This is a genomic window from Mycobacterium sp. NPDC004974, assembly GCF_053600815.1.
Genome location: NZ_JBSGAQ010000012.1, coordinates 104829 through 122822 on the forward strand (window position 1 = coordinate 104829; position 17994 = coordinate 122822).

General features: G+C 66.3%; 15 protein-coding genes. 7 read left to right on the forward strand and 8 right to left on the reverse strand.

Annotated elements, in window-relative coordinates; translation table 11 throughout:
• Positions 1-4: 4 nt before the first annotated feature.
• Together ACWEFV_RS24005 and ACWEFV_RS24010 are read left to right on the forward strand one after the other, a co-directional pair.
• Complete coding sequence (locus ACWEFV_RS24005; protein ID WP_450072007.1) at positions 5-2047, forward strand: prolyl oligopeptidase family serine peptidase; 2043 nt, start codon at positions 5-7, stop codon at positions 2045-2047.
• Between the two features lie 81 nt (positions 2048-2128).
• Entirely contained in the window at positions 2129-3355 is a 1227-nt protein-coding gene (locus tag ACWEFV_RS24010; RefSeq protein WP_450072008.1) for a neutral zinc metallopeptidase, read from the forward strand.
• A gap of 3 nt (positions 3356-3358) precedes the next feature.
• Here ACWEFV_RS24010 and ACWEFV_RS24015 read toward each other — a convergent pair whose 3' ends face one another.
• The gene (locus ACWEFV_RS24015; protein ID WP_450072009.1) at positions 3359-4414 is read right to left on the reverse strand and encodes an NAD(P)H-dependent amine dehydrogenase family protein; all 1056 of its coding nucleotides are present in this window, start codon (positions 4412-4414) and stop codon (positions 3359-3361) included.
• Between the two features lie 216 nt (positions 4415-4630).
• Here ACWEFV_RS24015 and ACWEFV_RS24020 point away from each other — a divergent pair, with 216 nt between their 5' ends.
• Positions 4631-6559 carry a peptidase gene (locus tag ACWEFV_RS24020; RefSeq protein ID WP_450072010.1) on the forward strand — a complete coding sequence of 643 codons (1929 nt, stop codon included), beginning with the start codon at positions 4631-4633 and terminating at the stop codon, positions 6557-6559.
• A gap of 3 nt (positions 6560-6562) precedes the next feature.
• Here the strand turns inward: ACWEFV_RS24020 and ACWEFV_RS24025 are convergent, their stop codons facing one another.
• The 5 genes from ACWEFV_RS24025 to ACWEFV_RS24045 form a co-directional block, all read right to left on the reverse strand.
• Positions 6563-7408 (reverse strand): hypothetical protein, encoded by an 846-nt coding sequence (locus ACWEFV_RS24025; RefSeq protein WP_450072011.1) that lies wholly within the window; start codon positions 7406-7408, stop codon positions 6563-6565.
• 37 nt (positions 7409-7445) lie between these two features.
• Entirely contained in the window at positions 7446-8303 is an 858-nt protein-coding gene (ppk2, locus tag ACWEFV_RS24030; protein WP_450072012.1) for a polyphosphate kinase 2, read from the reverse strand.
• A gap of 73 nt (positions 8304-8376) precedes the next feature.
• Positions 8377-9906: an aldehyde dehydrogenase family protein gene (locus ACWEFV_RS24035; protein ID WP_450072013.1), complete on the reverse strand. Its 1530-nt coding sequence runs from the start codon at positions 9904-9906 to the stop codon at positions 8377-8379.
• Between the two features lie 215 nt (positions 9907-10121).
• The gene (locus tag ACWEFV_RS24040) at positions 10122-10709 is read right to left on the reverse strand and encodes a PA-phosphatase (RefSeq protein WP_450072014.1); all 588 of its coding nucleotides are present in this window, start codon (positions 10707-10709) and stop codon (positions 10122-10124) included.
• Positions 10691-11209 carry a mycothiol transferase gene (locus ACWEFV_RS24045; protein WP_450072015.1) on the reverse strand — a complete coding sequence of 173 codons (519 nt, stop codon included), beginning with the start codon at positions 11207-11209 and terminating at the stop codon, positions 10691-10693. The genes ACWEFV_RS24040 and ACWEFV_RS24045 overlap by 19 nt, the downstream gene beginning before the upstream one ends.
• A gap of 55 nt (positions 11210-11264) precedes the next feature.
• On the opposite strand from ACWEFV_RS24045, the gene ACWEFV_RS24050 reads away from it, so the two are divergent.
• Together ACWEFV_RS24050 and ACWEFV_RS24055 are read left to right on the forward strand one after the other, a co-directional pair.
• Positions 11265-12788 (forward strand): serine/threonine-protein kinase, encoded by a 1524-nt coding sequence (locus ACWEFV_RS24050; RefSeq protein ID WP_450072016.1) that lies wholly within the window; start codon positions 11265-11267, stop codon positions 12786-12788.
• Positions 12788-13279 (forward strand): hypothetical protein, encoded by a 492-nt coding sequence (locus ACWEFV_RS24055; protein WP_450072017.1) that lies wholly within the window; start codon positions 12788-12790, stop codon positions 13277-13279. The genes ACWEFV_RS24050 and ACWEFV_RS24055 overlap by 1 nt, the downstream gene beginning before the upstream one ends.
• Positions 13280-13282: 3 nt before the next feature.
• On the opposite strand, the gene ACWEFV_RS24060 is transcribed toward ACWEFV_RS24055, so the two are convergent.
• A complete protein-coding gene (locus ACWEFV_RS24060; RefSeq protein WP_450072018.1) occupies positions 13283-13675 on the reverse strand; it encodes a VOC family protein in 393 nt (130 codons plus the stop codon).
• A gap of 87 nt (positions 13676-13762) precedes the next feature.
• Between ACWEFV_RS24060 and ACWEFV_RS24065 the strand changes: the two genes are divergently transcribed.
• A complete protein-coding gene (locus ACWEFV_RS24065) occupies positions 13763-15496 on the forward strand; it encodes an N-acyl-D-amino-acid deacylase family protein (RefSeq protein ID WP_450072019.1) in 1734 nt (577 codons plus the stop codon).
• A 43-nt stretch (positions 15497-15539) separates the two neighbouring features.
• The gene (locus ACWEFV_RS24070; protein WP_090516059.1) at positions 15540-15920 is read left to right on the forward strand and encodes a hypothetical protein; all 381 of its coding nucleotides are present in this window, start codon (positions 15540-15542) and stop codon (positions 15918-15920) included.
• A gap of 136 nt (positions 15921-16056) precedes the next feature.
• Here ACWEFV_RS24070 and groL read toward each other — a convergent pair whose 3' ends face one another.
• Positions 16057-17679, reverse strand: a complete 1623-nt coding sequence (gene groL / locus ACWEFV_RS24075; RefSeq protein ID WP_135458564.1) for a chaperonin GroEL — start codon at positions 17677-17679, stop codon at positions 16057-16059.
• Positions 17680-17994: the final 315 nt, after the last annotated feature.

Here is a 17994-nt window from a genome sequence, read left to right on the forward strand (position 1 = left end):
AGTGGTGTTGTCCAGCTCACAGTACGCGCGCGGTCACAATGGACGGGTGGCGAACGACCCTTACCTGTGGCTTGAGGACATCACCGGCGACGACGCGTTGGCGTGGGTGCGGGCGCACAACGAGCCGACGATCGCCGAGTTGAGCGGCGACCGTTTCGAGGCGATGCGCTCCGAGGTGTTGGAGATCCTCGACACCGATGCGCGGATCCCCTATCCGGGCCGGCGCGGTGAGTATCTGTACAACTTCTGGCGCGACGAGGCCAACCCGCGCGGCCTGTGGCGGCGCACCACACTGGAGAGCTACCGGACCGACGATCCGGACTGGGATGTGATCCTGGATCTGGACGAGCTGGCGCGCGCCGAGGACGAGAACTGGGTGTGGGCCGGGCCCGAGGTGATCGAGCCGGAGCACACGCTGGCCATGATCAGCCTGTCCCGGGGCGGCGCCGACGCCACTGTGGTGCGCGAGTTCGACATGCGGACAAGGGAATTCGTTTCCGGAGGATTCGAGCTGGCCGAAGCCAAGTCCTCGGTGTCGTGGGAGGACGAGGACACCCTGCTGGTGTGCACCGACTTCGGCGAGGGTTCGATGACCGAATCCGGGTATCCGCGGATCGCCAAGCGCTGGCGCCGTGGTCAGCCGTTGGCCGACGCCGAGACGGTGTACGAGGCCGAGCCGACTGATGTCCGGGTGATCGCCTCGATCGACCGGACCCCGGGCTTCGAGCACACCCGGTTGGGCCGTTACACCGACTTCTACCACCGCATCCGCTACGAGGTGCGCGACGGCGAGCTCATCGAACTCAAGGTCCCGACCGACTCGTCACTGTCACTGCACCGAGAGTGGCTGCTGATCTCCCTGCGGACCGACTGGCAGGTGGGTGAGGTCACCTATCCCGCGGGCGCGCTCCTGGCCACCAAGTTCGACGATTTCCTGTCCGGCACAGCTGATCTCGCGATGATCTACGAGCCCGACGAGCACAGCTGCCTGTCGAGCGTGCAGTGGACCAAGGACAAGCTGATCCTGATCACGCTGCGCGATGTCGCCAGCCACGTCGAGGTCGTCACGCCCGGGACGTGGGAACGCAGGGACGCACCGGACATCCCGCCGGCCGCCGATACGATCGTCGTCGACATCGACCACCTCGGTGACGAGGTCTTCTACAACTCAAGCGGATTCACCACTCCGTCGCGGCTGCTGTACGGCACCGCAGGCGGGTCGCTGGTTCAGATCAAATCCGCACCGGCGTTCTACAACGCCGACGGCATCGGCGTCGAGCAGTTCTTCGCCACCTCCAAGGACGGCACGAAGGTCCCGTATTTCGTCGTCGGGCGCCGCGACGAACCGAGCCCGACCTATCTCTACGGCTACGGCGGGTTCCAGAATTCGCTGACCCCGGGCTACATCGGCGGGGTCGGCCGCGGCTGGCTGGAGCGCGGCGGCACGTACGTGCAGGCCAACATCCGCGGCGGTGGCGAGTACGGCCCGGGCTGGCACAAGCAGGCGATGCGGGAGAACCGCCATCTGGTGTACGAAGATTTCGCCGCGGTCGCCGCCGATCTGGTGCGCCGCGGCATCACCACGGTCGAGCAGCTCGGCGCGGCCGGCGGCAGCAACGGCGGGCTGCTCATGGGCGTGATGCTGACCCGCTACCCGGAGCTGTTCGGGGCACTGGTGTGCAGTGTGCCGTTGCTGGACATGAAGCGTTTCCACCTGCTGCTCGCGGGCGCGTCATGGGTGGCCGAGTACGGCAACCCCGACGATCCGGCTGACTGGGAGTTCATGGCGGAATACTCGCCGTACCAGAATATTTCGGCCTCGGCGAAGTATCCGCCGATCCTGATCACCACCTCGACCCGGGATGACCGGGTGCATCCCGGGCATGCCAGGAAGATGACCGCGGCGCTGGAGGCGGCCGGGCATCGGGTGCTGTATTACGAGAACATCGAAGGTGGCCACGGCGGCGCGGCCGACAACAAGCAGTCCGCGTTCAAGGCGGCGCTGACCTACGAGTTCCTCTGGCAGACGCTCGGGGACCGCACCTAGCGGAAGTTTGCCCGGCGCTGAGCCCACTCGTGCGAAAACTCGCGCACGCGCGGGCTCGGTCCGGGCAGTAACGTACTCGAAATGCAGTCGTGGGGTCCGTTCGGTCCGCCGCCCAAGTCCTGGGGCGATGATCCCTTCGCTGCGGGCGCCGACCCGTTCGCACGGGCCAAATCGGACAACGCCAAGCCCGCGGATCCCCGGGTGTCGACCCCGGATCCATGGGCCACCGCGCCAACGGGGCCGCCCATGCCACCGCAGCATCAGCCGGGCCATGCCGACCCCTGGGGTGGGCCATCCCCCGCGTATCCGGCCCCGTTGCCAACACCGAAAAGCGCTCGACGACCGGCCGTCCTGATCGGTTCGGCCGTCGCCGTCGTCGTCGTGCTCGCGCTGATCGCCGCAGGAGTCGTGGTGTTCAAACAACAGGGCAGCACCAGCGCCAGCGAGCCGGCCAGCCCCGCAGGCGCAGTCCCCACCAGCGAACTCACCTCCACACCGTCCTACACCGCCACCACCACACCTCCCCCGACCACCACCAGTGCAATGCCCCTGCCCACCGGCGAGGCCGCATTGGGACAAAACCGGATCTACGCCAACTTCGACGCCGGCCTGACCAAACAGCCATGCAACCCGGTCGGCTGGCCGAGCGACGCGGTGGCGGCTGAGATCTTCTACCAGGCGGCCCTCCAGTGCTTGGAGGCCGCGTGGAAACCCGTCGTGACGGCCGCAGGTTTCGAGTTTCGGAACGTGACGCTGTCGGTGCCGACGGGCGACGTCATGACAACGCCATGTGGCACCTACTCGACGAGCCCGGGCCAGAACCCCGCCCGCTACTGCTCTGGGCAGCTTCCGCAGGGAACCCTCAGCGAAACCATCTATATGCCACTTGCCGGAATGCCGGCAGATCGATACGGCGACAAGGCGATCATCTACCTGTCGATGCTCGCCCATGAATACGGCCACCACATCCAATCGCTCCTCGGAACAGGGAGTGAGGAGAGCAGACAGAGGGACGCGGTGGGTGAACAGTCCGAGCAAGGGCTGGAGTTGACGCGCCGCTACGAATTGCAGGCACAGTGCTTCTCCGGCATGTTCATCGGTTCCATCGTCGACACCGGAGGACGATTCACCGTGGCCGATTACCAGATTGCGCTTGACGACAACGCGACCCGTGGCGACTGGAATCCGAGCGCGCCTCGTGACCACGGATCAAAGGCACACTTCAGCGGTTGGTGGGATCAGGGCTACCGCGAGAACAAGATCGGACAGTGCAACACCTGGCTCTCGCCCTCCAGCGACGTGTCGTAGCGGCTAGCGCCCGTCGAGCACTCCACGTCCGGTGATCATCGGTAGGTCCAGGAAGGTCCGGATCCCGGGGGCGGCCGCGCACACCGGTGCGATCGCGTGCACCGCGTGCATCGCTGTGCCCAGGCAGCCCTGCTCGGTCTCGTCCTCACCGTGGTTGGCGATACGGGATCTGAGCTCCATCGACGGGTTGCCTTCGACGGTGACGTGCCAGCCGCGCCCGGCCGGCCAGTCGGGTGCCTGATCGTCGCCGAGGCGGGTGATGTGTTCGACGGTCAGGGCGGGTCGGCCGCCGACGACGGCAGTGTAGGAAAATCGTTGAGCGGAAACAGTTCCAGACTCGATACGGCCGGACTTGATGTCGAACGCCTCGGCCGCGACGGCGACCTGGCGATCGAAGATGAAGTCGTCGATGGTGGCGCCGAGCCCCTCGGCGAGCAGCATCAGCGGTGCCTTGAAGGTCAGCCCGGCCAGCGCCGGATCGGCCATCGGCACCGGTTCGTCGGGCCGCTTGCCGAATCCCATGATGTCGAACATCATCTCGGGGCTGTCGTAGGTGCTGTAATCCATCAGCTCCTGCACCAGCAGGGTGTCGATGCGTTGAAACAGCCCCGACATCGTGAGCGGTAGAACCTCTGCGGCCCAACCCGGTTCGATTCCGGTGGCGTGAAAGGAGGTCTGTCCCTGAGCGCAGGCCGCCTCCAGCTTGTCCACCACGCGCTGCCCCATGCTCAGGGGGTAGATGAGTCCGGTGACCGCGGTGGACACCACGTTCTTTCCCGAGGCCAGCAGTCGGCAGATGTCGTCGACCGCGCCCATCGGGTTCATCTCGCCCTGGGGCATGTAGAGGACGCAGTCCGCGTCGGCCGCCACGATCTCGTCCCGATCGGCGGTGGCGGTGACGCCGATGCGGCCGATCCCGCAGATCTCACCGACGTCGCGGCCCGCCTTGGTATCGCTGTAAACCAGCGCCCCGACCAACTCAAGCTCGCGGTGGGCCTGCACCGCGGCGATCGCGTGTTTGCCGACGGATCCGGTGGCCCACTGAATGACACGCAGCATGCTGTGGAGGTTACTGTAATGACGACAGTCAGTTAGCGGATCGCCCGGTATTTAACGGGTGGGTCACAAAACGCTGACGATGGATACCGGTCCCTATCTCCGCTCACACCGTCGTGGGTAATCTGCCGGTCGGGCAGGAGGGGGTCGGTATGTGCTGCGCATCTGCCTGGTCCGCACTTGGGTAAGAACTCGGGAATCGCTACCAGGAGAAGATCTTTGAAATACCTGTCAGTACTCCTCACAGTTGTGCTGACCGCCCTGAGCGCCGGGCCGGCAATGGGTACGGCCACCGCCGATCCCACGCAGACGCGCTACTCCCTGGTGAACGGCTGCTACATGATCGATACGCCGACGGGCCCGCTGGCCCCAGCCTCCGGGCCGTATCGGATGCAGGCGACGGCGCTCGGCGAATACCTGCTTTACGGCCGGAACCGCGAGATCCTCAATGCTTTGCCGCCACAGTCGGTAGTTACGACGACGACGCCGACATGGACCTCCGTATGGCGCGTAGATGGTTCGGGCGCAACCGGATTCACCCTCACCAATACGGCCACCAGGACCAGTGGGCCCGTCACTTTCGTGCCCGCGACCGGCTGCGCGGACTACCCCGAAGCCAACGACGGAACCTCCGGCGCCCCGGGCCCGAGCGTCGGCCCGGACGGGTCGGTCGTGGGAACGATCGACCCGCATGTGCATGTCACCGCCTACGAATTCATGGGCGGCAATTTCCACTGCGGCCGCCCGTGGCATCCCTTGGGAGCACCGTTCGCGCTACCCGACTGTTCGCGGTACCGGACCGGAACCAATGGCCTGGTCGCCAGTTTCCTCGACTACGGCGAGCCGTTCAAAGCCTATGACAAGCGCGGCTGGCCGACCTTCCGTGACTGGCCGAAGCCGTACGTGCTCTCCACCGAGAACACCTACTGGACCAGTATTCAGCGGACCTGGAAGGCCGGTCTGCGCATGATGACCGTCGACCTGGTCGACAACGAGTCACTGTGCATGCTGATGACTGATCGCCGAAACCGTTGCGACGACATGGCTTCCGTGCGTACCCAGGCCGCAAGCCTGCGCGCCCTGCAGGACTACATCGACGCCCAGGCCGGCGGCCCCGGGCAGGGCTTCTTCCGCATCGTCACGGATCCCGCGACCGCGCGCCAGGTCGCGGCGTCCGGAAAACTCGCGGTGGTGATGGGCATGGAGCTGTCCGACCCCATGGGCTGCGGCGTGATCCTGGGCCAACCGAAATGCGGGCGAGCCAACGTCGACCGCTGGCTCACGGAACTGCGCAACCTCGGCGTCAGCAGCTTCTTCCCCATCCACAAATTCGACAACGCCTTCGGCGGCACCAAGATGGACCCCGAGGCCACCGGCCTGCTGGTGAACGCCGGCAACTTTCTGCAGACCGGCACATTCTGGAATGTCCAGTCCTGCACCGGTCCCGAGTCCGACAGCACTCAACTCTCGGTGCCGCTGGCCGGCAACGTCAACCAGTTCCTGGCCCGCCTCACCGGCCCCCTGACCGGAGGCGCGCCGCTACCGCTCTACGCCGCCGGACCACACTGCAATGTCCGCGGTCTCACCGACCTGGGCAGGTACCTGATCAACGCGATGATCGACCGGGGCTTTCTCCTTGAGGTCGATCACATGGACGAGGTCACCGCTGACCAGGTCATGACGATCGTCGAACAGCGTCAGTATCCCGGCGTCGTGTCCTCCCACAGCTGGGGCTCGACCCGCACCATCCAACGCGTCTATGCCGTAGGCGGTTTCGCCACGCCCTACGCCGGCGGCCCGGGCGGCACCATCGGAGCCTGGCGCCAGGCCCGTGCCATGTACCGGCCGAACGCCGATTTCGGCTTCGGCTTCGGCTCCGATTCGAATGGCCTTGCGCCACAGGGCGGACCGCTCGGCGCCGGCGTCGTCAATTACCCCTTCACCTCGCACGACGGCAAAGTGACCTTCGACCGGGAACGGTGGGGCGACCGCATTTTCGACATCAACGCCGATGGCACCGCGACCTACGGCAGCTACGCCGACTGGCTCGAAGCGATCCGCGTCCTCGCCGGCCCGGAGATGATGACCGACATGTTCCACGGCGCCGAGGTCTACCTGCGGCTGTGGGAACGCGTCCGGGGAGGCTAGACGTCAGTCGCGACGCCGCAATCCACCGAGCAGCGCCACGACGATCCCGAACACCACCAGCGCACCGCCGGCGGCCAGGGTCAGGTTGAGCCATTGGTGCAGGCTGGCGATGGCATGGCCGACCATGGCGTCGGCGATCTGCCGGATGTCCCCGCTGGTGTGGTTGAGCGCCTCGTTGAGATAGCGTCGGCCCACCTCCAAACCGGCCCAGCCGGCCGCACCCACCAGCAACGCGGAAATGCCCAGTGCAGCAAGGGTTTTACCGCGAGCGCGGGCGGCAGCCAACGTCAGCAGGGCGAAGACGCCCGCCAGAACCGTCACCCCGACACTGACCCACGGACCCCACACCGCCAGCGGACGCAAGATTCCGGGCCGCAGACTGTCCGGCGCCGTCGAGGCGATGGGGACCGTAAGCGTTTGCGGCACTTCGACACCGAAATCGGACAGGGATTTGCGGAAGGAGGCATCCGAGAGCATCGGGGCCAGGTCGATCACCCAGCTGCCGTTCTCGTTCCGGGACAACCGGTCGGTGAACATCCAGGTGTGCGCGAGTTGGTTGGCGAGGGCGAACTGCCCGGGGAAGTCCGGGCCGGTGGTGTAGGCCCCTGCCGCAGCGCGGATCCGCCGCGAGTCCACGTCCGCCCCGCTCTGCGCGGCCAGGGACTGCACCTGGGTGGTCAGTTCGCCGGCCACCGCCTGCTGCAGCTGCGGATCCTCGGCCGCGGCCGTGGCGAACGCCGAGTAGCCCTGCTGGTCGATGATGTTCTTCTGGACCCACGCCGACGGCACCGCGGCCGCCAGCAGGATCGTCGTCAGCACCCACAGGAACAGCGTCATGACGAATCGCACGCCGTCCTCCTAGTTCTCAGGCGGCGGCCGGAACTGCTCAGTCCGACAGGGCACGCCCCACGATCAGCGGATCGGCGTGGCCGACCACGTCAAAATCCTTGTTGTCGTAGTCGAACTTACCGAGCACATGACGCATGGCGTTGATGCGGGCGCGTTTCTTGTCGTTGCTCTTGACCACGGTCCAGGGCGCCATTTCGGTGTCGGTCCAGGCGAACATGTCTTCTTTGGCCGCGGTGTAGTCCTCCCACTTGTCCAGCGACGCGAGGTCGGTGGGTGAGAGTTTCCACTGCCGCACCGGGTCGACCTGGCGGATGGTGAACCGGGTGCGCTGTTCGGACTGCGTGACGGAGAACCACAGCTTGGTCAGGCTGATGCCGTCGTTGACCAGCATCTGCTCGAACAACGGGGCCTGGCGGATGAATTCGGCCTGCTGCTTGGGCGAGCAGTAACCCATCACGCGTTCCACCCCGGCGCGGTTGTACCAGGAGCGGTCGAATAGCACGATCTCACCGGCGGCGGGCAGGTGCTGCACGTAGCGCTGGAAGTACCACTGGGTGCGCTCTTTTTCGGTCGGCTTCTCCAAGGCGACGACGCGGGCCCCGCGGGGGTTCAGGTGCTCCATGAACCGCTTGATGGTGCCGCCCTTGCCTGCGGCGTCACGGCCTTCGAAGACGATGACGTGCCGCAACCCGTTGCCCTGACTCCACTTCTGCAGCTTCAGCAGTTCGATCTGCAGCAGGCGCTTCTGCTCCTCGTACTCCTGACGCGACATGCGGTCGGAGTACGGGTAGTTCTCCCGCCAGGTGTCGACGACCTCGCCGCTGGGTTCCAGCAACAACTCAGGGTCGTCATCGTCGTCGTCACGGACCGCGTAACCGGTGATGTCGAGAGTCACCGGCCGACGGTATCCACCCCGGCGAACACGAAGGTGTCGCCGGGGTGAACGCCCGGTAGGTCCTTACCCGGCCTTACTTGGACTTACGGCGCGGACGTGCCAATGCCAGCTTGGTCATCAGCTTGTTCATCCGGGCGGTCGCCTTCTCCGAGTTGTTGTAGTAGCTGCCGCCGGCACCCACGTTGGTGCGCGGCACCACCACGGTCTCCTGCTTGCAGAATTTGCGCACCCCGTCGAGGCCGCCGAAGCGGGCTCCGATGCCCGAGGTCTTCCAGCCGCCCATCGGGGCCGTGGTGCACATCAGGTTGGAGATGACGTCGTTGACGTTGACCGCACCGCAATCCAGCTGCAGCGCAATCGCCTTGGCCCGCTCGACATCCTTGGAGAACACCGCTGCGCTCAGCCCGTACGGGCTGTCGTTGGCCAGCCGGACGGCTTCCTCCACCGAGGACACCTTCATGATCGGCAGCGTCGGCCCGAAGGTCTCTTCGGTCATGCAGGCCATCGAGTGGTCGACGTCGACGAGCACGGTCGGTTCGAAGAAGCTGCCCCCGCCTTCGGTTCGCTTGCCTCCGGTCAGCGCCTTGGCGCCGGCGGCAACGGCCTCATTGACGTGGCGTTCCGTGATCGCCACCTGGCTCTCGTCGATCTGGGAGCCGAAGTGGTAGCCCTCGCCGGTGCCCATCTTGAGGTTCTCCACGGCCTTGACGGTGGCGGCGACGAACTGGTCGTAGACGGGGTCGAGCACATAGACCCGCTCGGTCGACACACAGGTCTGACCGGCGTTGAACATCGCACCCCACACCGCGGCGTTGGCGGCCAGCTCGACGTCGGCGTCTTCCAGCACGATCATCGGATCCTTGCCGCCGAGCTCCAGGCTGACCGGGGTCAGGCGCCGTGCGGCGCGCTCCATCACCTTGGCGCCCGTCGCGCTGGAGCCGGTGAACTGGATGTAGTCGGAGTTGTCGATGACGGCCTCGGACACCGCGCGCGCACCCTGAGCCAGGGCGAACACCTCGGGCGCGCCGGAATCCAGCCAGCCGCGCAGCAGCACCTCGGCGGTCAGCGGGGTGCGCTCCGACGGCTTGAGCAGCACCGCACATCCGGCGGCCAGCGCGCCGATGGCGTCCATCATGGCGTTGGCCACGGGGTAGTTCCACGGCGCGATGATCCCGATGACCGGACGCGGCCGGTAATGCACGGCGATCTTCTTGATGGACAAGAAGGGCAGCGGGGCCGGGCGGGAGTCCGGCGCCATCGCCTTCTCGACGACCTTGATGTAGTACGAGAGGATCATGATCAGCAGCGGGACCTCTTGTGCGGCGTCCATGGCCGACTTGCCGGTCTCGGCGATCAGGAGCTTCTCGATCTCGTCGCGGTGGTCCCCCAGCCACACCGCGTAGCGGGCCAGCACCTTGGCGCGGCCTTTGGCGCCGCGGGCCTCCCACTCCCTCTGAGCTTCCCGCAGCCCGGCCGCGATGCGCGGCACGTCGGCGGCGTCGGTCCAGGTCACCTGGCCCGCGACGGCACCGGTCGCGGGGTTGTGAATGGTGCCGGAACCCGTGAACTCTCCGGTCCGATCTACATCTGGCGTCGCTGTCATGCGGCCTATGTTAATCACCGTTTGTGACCCACGTCGCATTGGGGTTGACACCTGTCAAGTACAGCCTGCGATGGACTTTTCGCCGACCCTGCGCCCGGATCGCCCGAACGCCGGAATTTGCGATCTGAACGCAGGCTCGAGGCGATCTCGACGAGCCGCGCAGTGGGTGGCGGCCCCCATCGTCACCCACTGCGCAGCCCGCGACAGGTGATCGCTCAGCGAAGATCGGGCGAAGCGCCGTTCACCGGGTCGAATTGCCCCTGGCGGGCGAAGATCGCGGCGATACACACCACCGAAGTGCCCAGCAACACGCCGCCGACGGTGTCGGTGAAGTAGTGAAACGTCGTCGCCAAACCGAAGATGCCGAGCAGGACGACGATGACCGCGACCGCCAGCGCCCACAGTCGCATGTACGCCACCAGCACGAGCATCCCCGTCACCGTCACGAGGAACGTGGTGTGGCCGCTGGGATAGGCCAGCGCCCCCTCTTTCTCCCTGCCGAAGAGGGGCTTGATGAACCGCACGATGGTGATCGCCAGCAGCGGGCTCACCACCATGGCGACCGCCAGTCGCTTTCGCTGCTGCCGCACGGCCACGACGATGCCGATCACCAACGCGACAGCCACCAGGGGCGGATCGGTGAACAGGAGGAAGACGATCCTTCGCCGGCCCATCTCATGGCCGAGCGCCTGAAACCACTGGTCGATCGAAACCGGAGCGCCATGAACAGCCCAACCGAGCAGCACCATGCATGCCAGGGCGATCGGTGGCCACCACCGGGCAATCAAGGGATGATGCCGCACAGGTACGCCGCCTGGCCGAGGTGCTGAGCGCAATCGTCGACGATGCTGACCAGGCGCGCGCTCGCCGTCACCGGCGGATCCCACCGCGTATCGACGATGCGGCCGAGCTCCTCGGACGTCACACCGGCGATGTAGGCCAGCGTCACCTTGTGCACGGCGAGGTAGTAGCCCGCCAGCAGTTCGGCCGACGCGTGCACCTTCGCAACGTCTTCGGGGCTGTGCCCGTACCCGATGTCGTCGGCCGGCAGGTCGAGCCCGAAGCGATCCTTCCAGCCATCACGGATCCACACCTGCTCGATCCCGGCGATGTCACACAACTGCAGGTCCTGGCAACGGGCGCTGTGCCAGATGAGCCATGCGATGCTGTTGGCCTGCGGGGTGGGCCGGTAACTAGAGGCCTCCTCGGTCAACCCCTCGGTGAGATCGTCGACGTGCTCGATGAGCCTCGTGAATGCGTCGCGCAGCAATTCTCGGACGGCATCGGAATCAGCGGCAGCCATGGCCTCGACGCTACTCGCGAACCGCCTCGTCACCGTCCCGACTACGATCACGCACATGGCGTTGAATTCCGGCGACGTGTTCGCCGGGTACACGATTCAGCGTCTACTCGGCTCAGGCGGCATGGGCGAGGTGTATCTGGCGCAGCATCCGCGCCTCCCCCGCCAGGACGCCCTCAAAATCATGCCGGCCTCGCTGACCGGTGACGCCCAGTACCGCGACCGGTTCAACCGCGAGGCCGATATCGCCGCCTCGCTCTGGCATCCCCACATCGTCGGCCTGCATGATCGCGGCGAGTACGAGGGGCAGCTGTGGATCGCGATGGATTACGTCGACGGCACCGACGCCGCTCGACACGTGCGTGAGGGGCATCCCGGGGGCATGCCCCTGCCTGAGGCCGTCGAGATCGTCACCGCCATCGCCGAAGCACTCGACTACGCGCACGAGCGCCACCTGCTCCACCGCGATGTCAAGCCCGCCAACATCCTGCTGACCGGACCGGAAGCCGCTCGTCGCCGAATTCTGTTGGCCGACTTCGGCGTTGCCCGCCGGATCGACGACATCAGCGGGATCACCGCCACCAACATGGCCGTGGGCTCCATGGCCTACTCCGCCCCCGAGCAGCTACTGGGGCAGACGATGGACGGTCGGGCCGACCAATATGCCTTGGCCGCCAGCGCATTTCAGCTCCTGGCCGGGCACTCGCCGTTCTATCACTCCAATCCCGCCGTGGTCATCAGCAAGCAACTCAACGAGCTCCCGCCGAGCCTGCGCACCATTCGTCCGGAACTGGCCCACCTGGACGAGGTGATGCTCAAGGGCATGGCCAAGGACCGCGATGCCCGCTATACGCGGTGCAGCGATTTCGCGAAGGCACTCGCCGACGCCCGGGCGACCGCCCCCGTTACGCAGCGGCCTCCCGCGCCACAACCGGTACCACCACAACCGGTTTCGCCGCGGCCGGTCTCCGCCGAGCCCCCACGGATCATCGCCCCGACCTTCACCGCACCCGGCCCCCCGGTGGTCAATGCGCCGCACCACTCCCCCACCTGGTCGGGGCCCAGCCCGATCCCGCAACCGCGCATCCCTCAGAAGCGCAGCGCTGCAAGGGTTGTGGTGCCGACCGTGCTGGCGGTACTGCTGGTGTGCGCCCTCGGCTTCGCGACCAGCCAGTTCGTCCGCGCCACCCCAGCGCCGCGCAGCACGCCGTCGTGGCAGCCGTACGTCGAGGCCGCGCAGACTTTCGCGCTGCACACCGTGACCGTGAGCGCGGACACCGTCGACACCGATCTCGCGGCGATCATGGCCGGCGCCACCGACGAGTTCCGCGCCAACCTGAAGGACCAGGCGCCGCAGATCAAACGCAAGGCTCAGGAATTGGGCGTCAAGACCGACGGAACGGTCACCGGGGCCGGCGTCGAATTGTTGTTCTCCGATGAAGCGGTCGTGCTCGTCACCGTCGACACGAAGGTCACCGTCACGAGCAATCGGGTCGGCGTGGTTTCACTGCAACGGGTGCGGGTCACCGTCGAACATGTCGACGGCAGCTACAAGGCCTCGAAGCTGGAGTTCGTGAACTGATGGGAACTCGCACCCGAGGCTGGACGCTACTGGTCGTCGCCCTCGTCGTCGGCATCGTCGTGACCGTCGGCCTGGGTTCCTGGCAGCTGTCGGTCAAGAGCCGGCCGGCGCCGGCACCCATCGCCGACGACGACCATGCGCGCGAGCAGGTCACCGAGTTCGTGGGCACCAACGTGGTCAAGGTGCTCAGCTACACCCCCACGACCAGCCGGGCCGACATCGACGCGGTCACCGAACTGCTGACCGGCGCAGCGGTCGACGAGTACCGCAAGACGATCCGCACCAAGCCGGACAAGGTCACCCAGACCGCGACGGTCCGCAACACGGGCGTGGAGTCGTTGAAGGCCGACGAGGCCACGGTGGTGGCGTTCGTCGACCAGAAAACCGAGACCGCGGGTGGCGGGCAATCGACCAAGGATGCGTTGGCATACCGGGTCAGCCTCACCCGCGCCCACGGCGACTGGCTGATCTCGGAATTGGAACAGCTCTAGCGGCTACTGCGCTGCGGGTGCCGCCCCATGGAAGACCGCCTCGACATTGTTGCCGTCGGGATCGCGGACGAACGCGCCGAAGTAACCGGGGTGGTATTCGGGCCAGAGCCGCGGCGCATGCAGCGACTCGGCTCCCAGTTTCAGCGCGGCGTCGTAGAACGCCGCGACCGCGTCCACGCCTGCGGCCTGGAATGCCACGTGGATTTCCCGGTTGGGGCCCTTGGCATCGCCGGCGTTGACGTCGGCAATCCAGAAATCCGGCTTGCCGTCCATGCCATAGCCGACGACCATGCCGAAGTCGAGCTGCCGGGTGTAGCCCAGCACGCCCAGCACGGTGTCGTAGAACTCGGCGGACTTGGTGAAATCGGTGCAGTTGATGCCGAAGTGATCGATCACGTCCCGATCCTGGCATGGCCCACCGACATGCAACGAACTTTGGCGTACCCCATAGGCATACGCGCATCGTCGTCGTAAGTTAGTTAGATGAGCTATGACCTGTGCATCCGCGGCGGCACCATCGTCGACGGCCTCGGTGGCGACCCGTATGTGGGTGACGTCGCCGTGCGCGACGGCGTCATCGTCGAAGTGGGATCCGTGACCGGGACTGCCGAACGTGAGATCGACGCCACCGGTCTCTTGGTCACCCCGGGTTTCGTCGACCTGCACACCCACTACGACGGTCAGGCGATCTGGTCGGACCGGCTCAACCCGTCCTCGGCACACGGGGTCACCACGGCCGTGATGGGTAACTGCGGCGTCGGGTTCGCGCCGTGCCGCGCCGACGATCACGACGTACTGGTCGATGTGATGGCCGGCGTGGAGGACATCCCCGGGGTCGTCATGGTCGACGGTCTGCCCTGGACGTGGGAGACGTTCCCCGAATTCCTCGACGCGTTGGGGTCTCGCCAGCTCGATATCGATGTGGCGGCCTTCCTGCCGCACTCCCCGTTGCGGGTGTACGTGATGGGCCAGCGCGGCATAGATCGAGAGCCAGCGAACACGGAAGATCTGGCACTCATGCGCAAGCTTGCCGCCGAGGCCGTGAACTGCGGCGCGCTGGGATTCGCCTCGTCGAGGCTGACGATCCACAAGACCGAGAGCGGCAGGCCGATTCCCAGTTACGACGCCGGCTATGCCGAGATCGAGGCGATCGCCCGGGGCGTCGACGACGCCGGCGGCGGACTGATCCAGTTCGTGCCCGATCTGGTCGCAGGCGACTACGAACCGGCACTGCAGACGGTGTTCGACGTCGCGGCCGACGTGGGACTGCCCGTCACGTTCACGCTGGCGGTCGGCAATGCCGGGCCGCCGTTCTTCGAGGACGCGCTGCGCATGGTGGAGAAGGCCAATACGAACGCTGCTGCACCTGATCCCGTCGTGACCGCCCAGATCTTCCCCCGGCCGATCGGACTGGTCCTCGGTCTTGAGCTGTCCGGCAACCCGTTCGTCCTCTACCCGAGTTATCGCGAGATCGCCCACCTGCCGCTTGCCGAGCGGGTCGCGGAGATGCGTAAACCCGAAGTCCGCCAACGGATTCTGAGTGATTCGGCGGCCAGCGACGGGCATCCGCTGATGTTCGCGGTGCAGGCCTGGGACTACATGTATCCGTTGGGCGAGCAGCCCGACTACGAGCCCGACCCGTCGAACTCGATCGGTGCGCGGGCCCGGGCCCGCGACGTCGACCCTCTCGAGGAGGCTTACGACCGCCTGCTCGACGACGACGGGCACGCCATGCTGCTGGTCACGCTGGCCAATTTCCGCGACAACTCCCTCGACACCGTCGCCGAGTTGATCCGACGCGACGACGTCATACTCGGCCTCGGCGACGGTGGCGCGCATTACGGGATGATCTGCGACGCGAGTTTCCCCACCTACCTACTGACGCACTGGGTACGGGACCGTGGCAACGGCATGCTGAGCGTGGCGGATGCCGTCCGGGAACTGACCTCGGTACCCGCCAGGGTCGCCGGGCTCGCCGATCGCGGTCGAATTGCGTTGGGCTACAAGGCTGATCTCAATGTCATCGATCACGCGGCGCTGCGGTTGCACCGGCCGGTCGTCGCCTACGACCTGCCCGGCGGCGGGCGTCGCCTCGACCAGACCGCAGACGGCTACGTCGCGACTGTCGTGTCCGGTGAGATCATCGCCGAGAACGGTGTGCCGACCGAGGCGCGCCCCGGTCGTCTGGTCCGAGGCAAACAACCCGCACCCATGTGACAGGTCCGCCACGACGCGGCGCCAACAGAACTATTCTCACGTCATGAGCGTGAAAGTGGATCTCAACCAGCTGGCCGACAAGCTGGCGGACTACACGTTCGCCTACCTCGTCACGGTCGACGACAACTACCACGCACACACCGTCGCGGTGGAGCCACACCTGGTCAACGGCGTGATTCACGTCGGCCCGGTCGGAGGGCACACCCGTAGAAACCTCGCGTCCCACGAGCACGCGACGCTGGTCTGTCCGCCGCGTCAGCCCGGTGGGTATTCGTTGATCGTCGACGGGCGCGGGCAAGCGGGTACCGCCGGGGACGAGACGCATCAGATCGTGCCCAGCCGCGCGGTGCTGCATCGCAAGGCAGCGCAGCCCGGCCCGCCCGGTCAGTGCGACAGTGACTGCATCGTCCTCTCGGAGAACTGATCTCGACACAACACGTCGCCGCGCCGAGTGGCCAGTTATCTCACGCAGCTGGCCTCCGAGCGTGCAATAACCGGCCACTGGACACGAAAAGGCCCGACTCGCCAAGCGAGCCGGGCCTTCACGTAAAGAGCAGGACTTAGAAGTCCATACCGCCCATGCCACCGGTCGGGTCGGCCGCGGGGGCCGACTTCTCCGGCTTGTCGGCGACGACGGCCTCGGTGGTGAGGAACAGCGCCGCGATGGACGCCGCGTTCTGCAGCGCCGAGCGGGTGACCTTGACCGGGTCGGCAACGCCGGCGGCCAGCAGGTCCTCGTACTCACCGGTCGCGGCGTTCAGGCCGTGACCCGCGGGCAGGTTCGACACCTTCTCGGCGACGACGCCCGGCTCCAGACCACCGTTGAAGGCGATCTGCTTCAGCGGGGCCGACAGCGAGACGCGCACGATGTTGGCGCCAGTGGCCTCATCACCGGTGAGCGACAGCTCATCCAGAGACGGAGCCGACTGCAGCAGTGCCACGCCACCACCGGCGACGATGCCCTCTTCGACGGCAGCCTTGGCGTTACGCACGGCGTCCTCGATGCGGTGCTTGCGCTCCTTGAGCTCCACCTCGGTGGCAGCGCCGGCCTTGATCACCGCAACACCGCCGGCCAGCTTGGCCAGGCGCTCCTGCAGCTTCTCACGGTCGTAGTCGGAGTCGCTGTTCTCGATCTCGGCGCGGATCTGGGCGACACGGCCCTGGATCGCGTCGGCATCGCCGGCACCCTCGATGATGGTGGTCTCGTCCTTGGTGACGACGACCTTGCGCGCGGTGCCCAGCAGTGCGACATCGGCGGTCTCCAGCGAGAGGCCGACCTCTTCGCTGATGACCTGGCCACCGGTGAGGATGGCGATGTCCTGCAGCATGGCCTTGCGGCGGTCACCGAAGCCCGGAGCCTTGACGGCCACAGACTTGAAGGTGCCACGGATCTTGTTGACCACCAGGGTCGACAGGGCCTCGCCCTCGACGTCCTCGGCGATGATCAGCAGCGGCTTGCCGGACTGGATGACCTTCTCCAGCAGGGGCAGGAGGTCCTTGACGGTCGACACCTTGGAGCTGACCAGCAGGATGTAGGGATCCTCCAGGACGGCTTCCTGACGCTCGGCGTCGGTGACGAAGTAGCCCGAGATGTAGCCCTTGTCGAAGCGCATGCCCTCGGTGAGCTCCAGCTGGAGCCCGAAGGTGTTGCTCTCCTCGACGGTGATGACACCCTCGTTGCCGACCTTGTCCATGGCCTCGGCGATCAGGTCACCGATGGACTGGTCACCGGCGGAGATACCGGCGGTGGCAGCGATCTGCTCCTTGGTCTCCACCTCCTTGGCGCTCTTCAGCAGCGTCTCGGTGACCTTCTCCACGGCCTTCTCGATGCCGCGCTTCAGACCGAGCGGGTTGGCGCCGGCAGCGACGTTGCGCAGACCTTCGCGAACCAGGGCCTGGGCCAGAACGGTGGCGGTGGTGGTGCCGTCGCCAGCGACGTCGTCGGTCTTCTTGGCGACCTCTTTGACCAGCTCAGCGCCGATCTTCTCGTACGGGTCCTCCAGCTCGATCTCCTTGGCGATGGACACACCATCGTTGGTGATCGTGGGGGCGCCCCACTTCTTCTCCAGGACGACGTTGCGACCCTTGGGGCCCAGCGTCACCTTTACCGCGTCGGCGAGGGCGTTCAGACCCCGCTCGAGGCCGCGACGGGCCTCTTCGTCATACGCAATTGTCTTAGCCATTGCGAAGTGATTCCTCCGGATAGGGGATCGCACGTTCATTGGTCGGGTTCAGTGCCCGCGACGGACGACTGGGTGTGCTCCCGCAGGTGCGGCCCCGGTCTCACTGTCCCGACCTAGCACTCACTGATCGAGAGTGCCAACTGCATTCTTAGCACTCGACCAGGGTGAGTGCAAGGTTGTCGGGTGCTTGCTCCGGCTTCCCGCCTACGCCCGTGGCGAAACCCCTGCGGACCGCCCCGTCGCCACCCACATCAGCTACGCGTCGTATGGGCTCCCCGTCGCCGATTTCTACCTCAGGGCCGTTCCCGGCGCAGT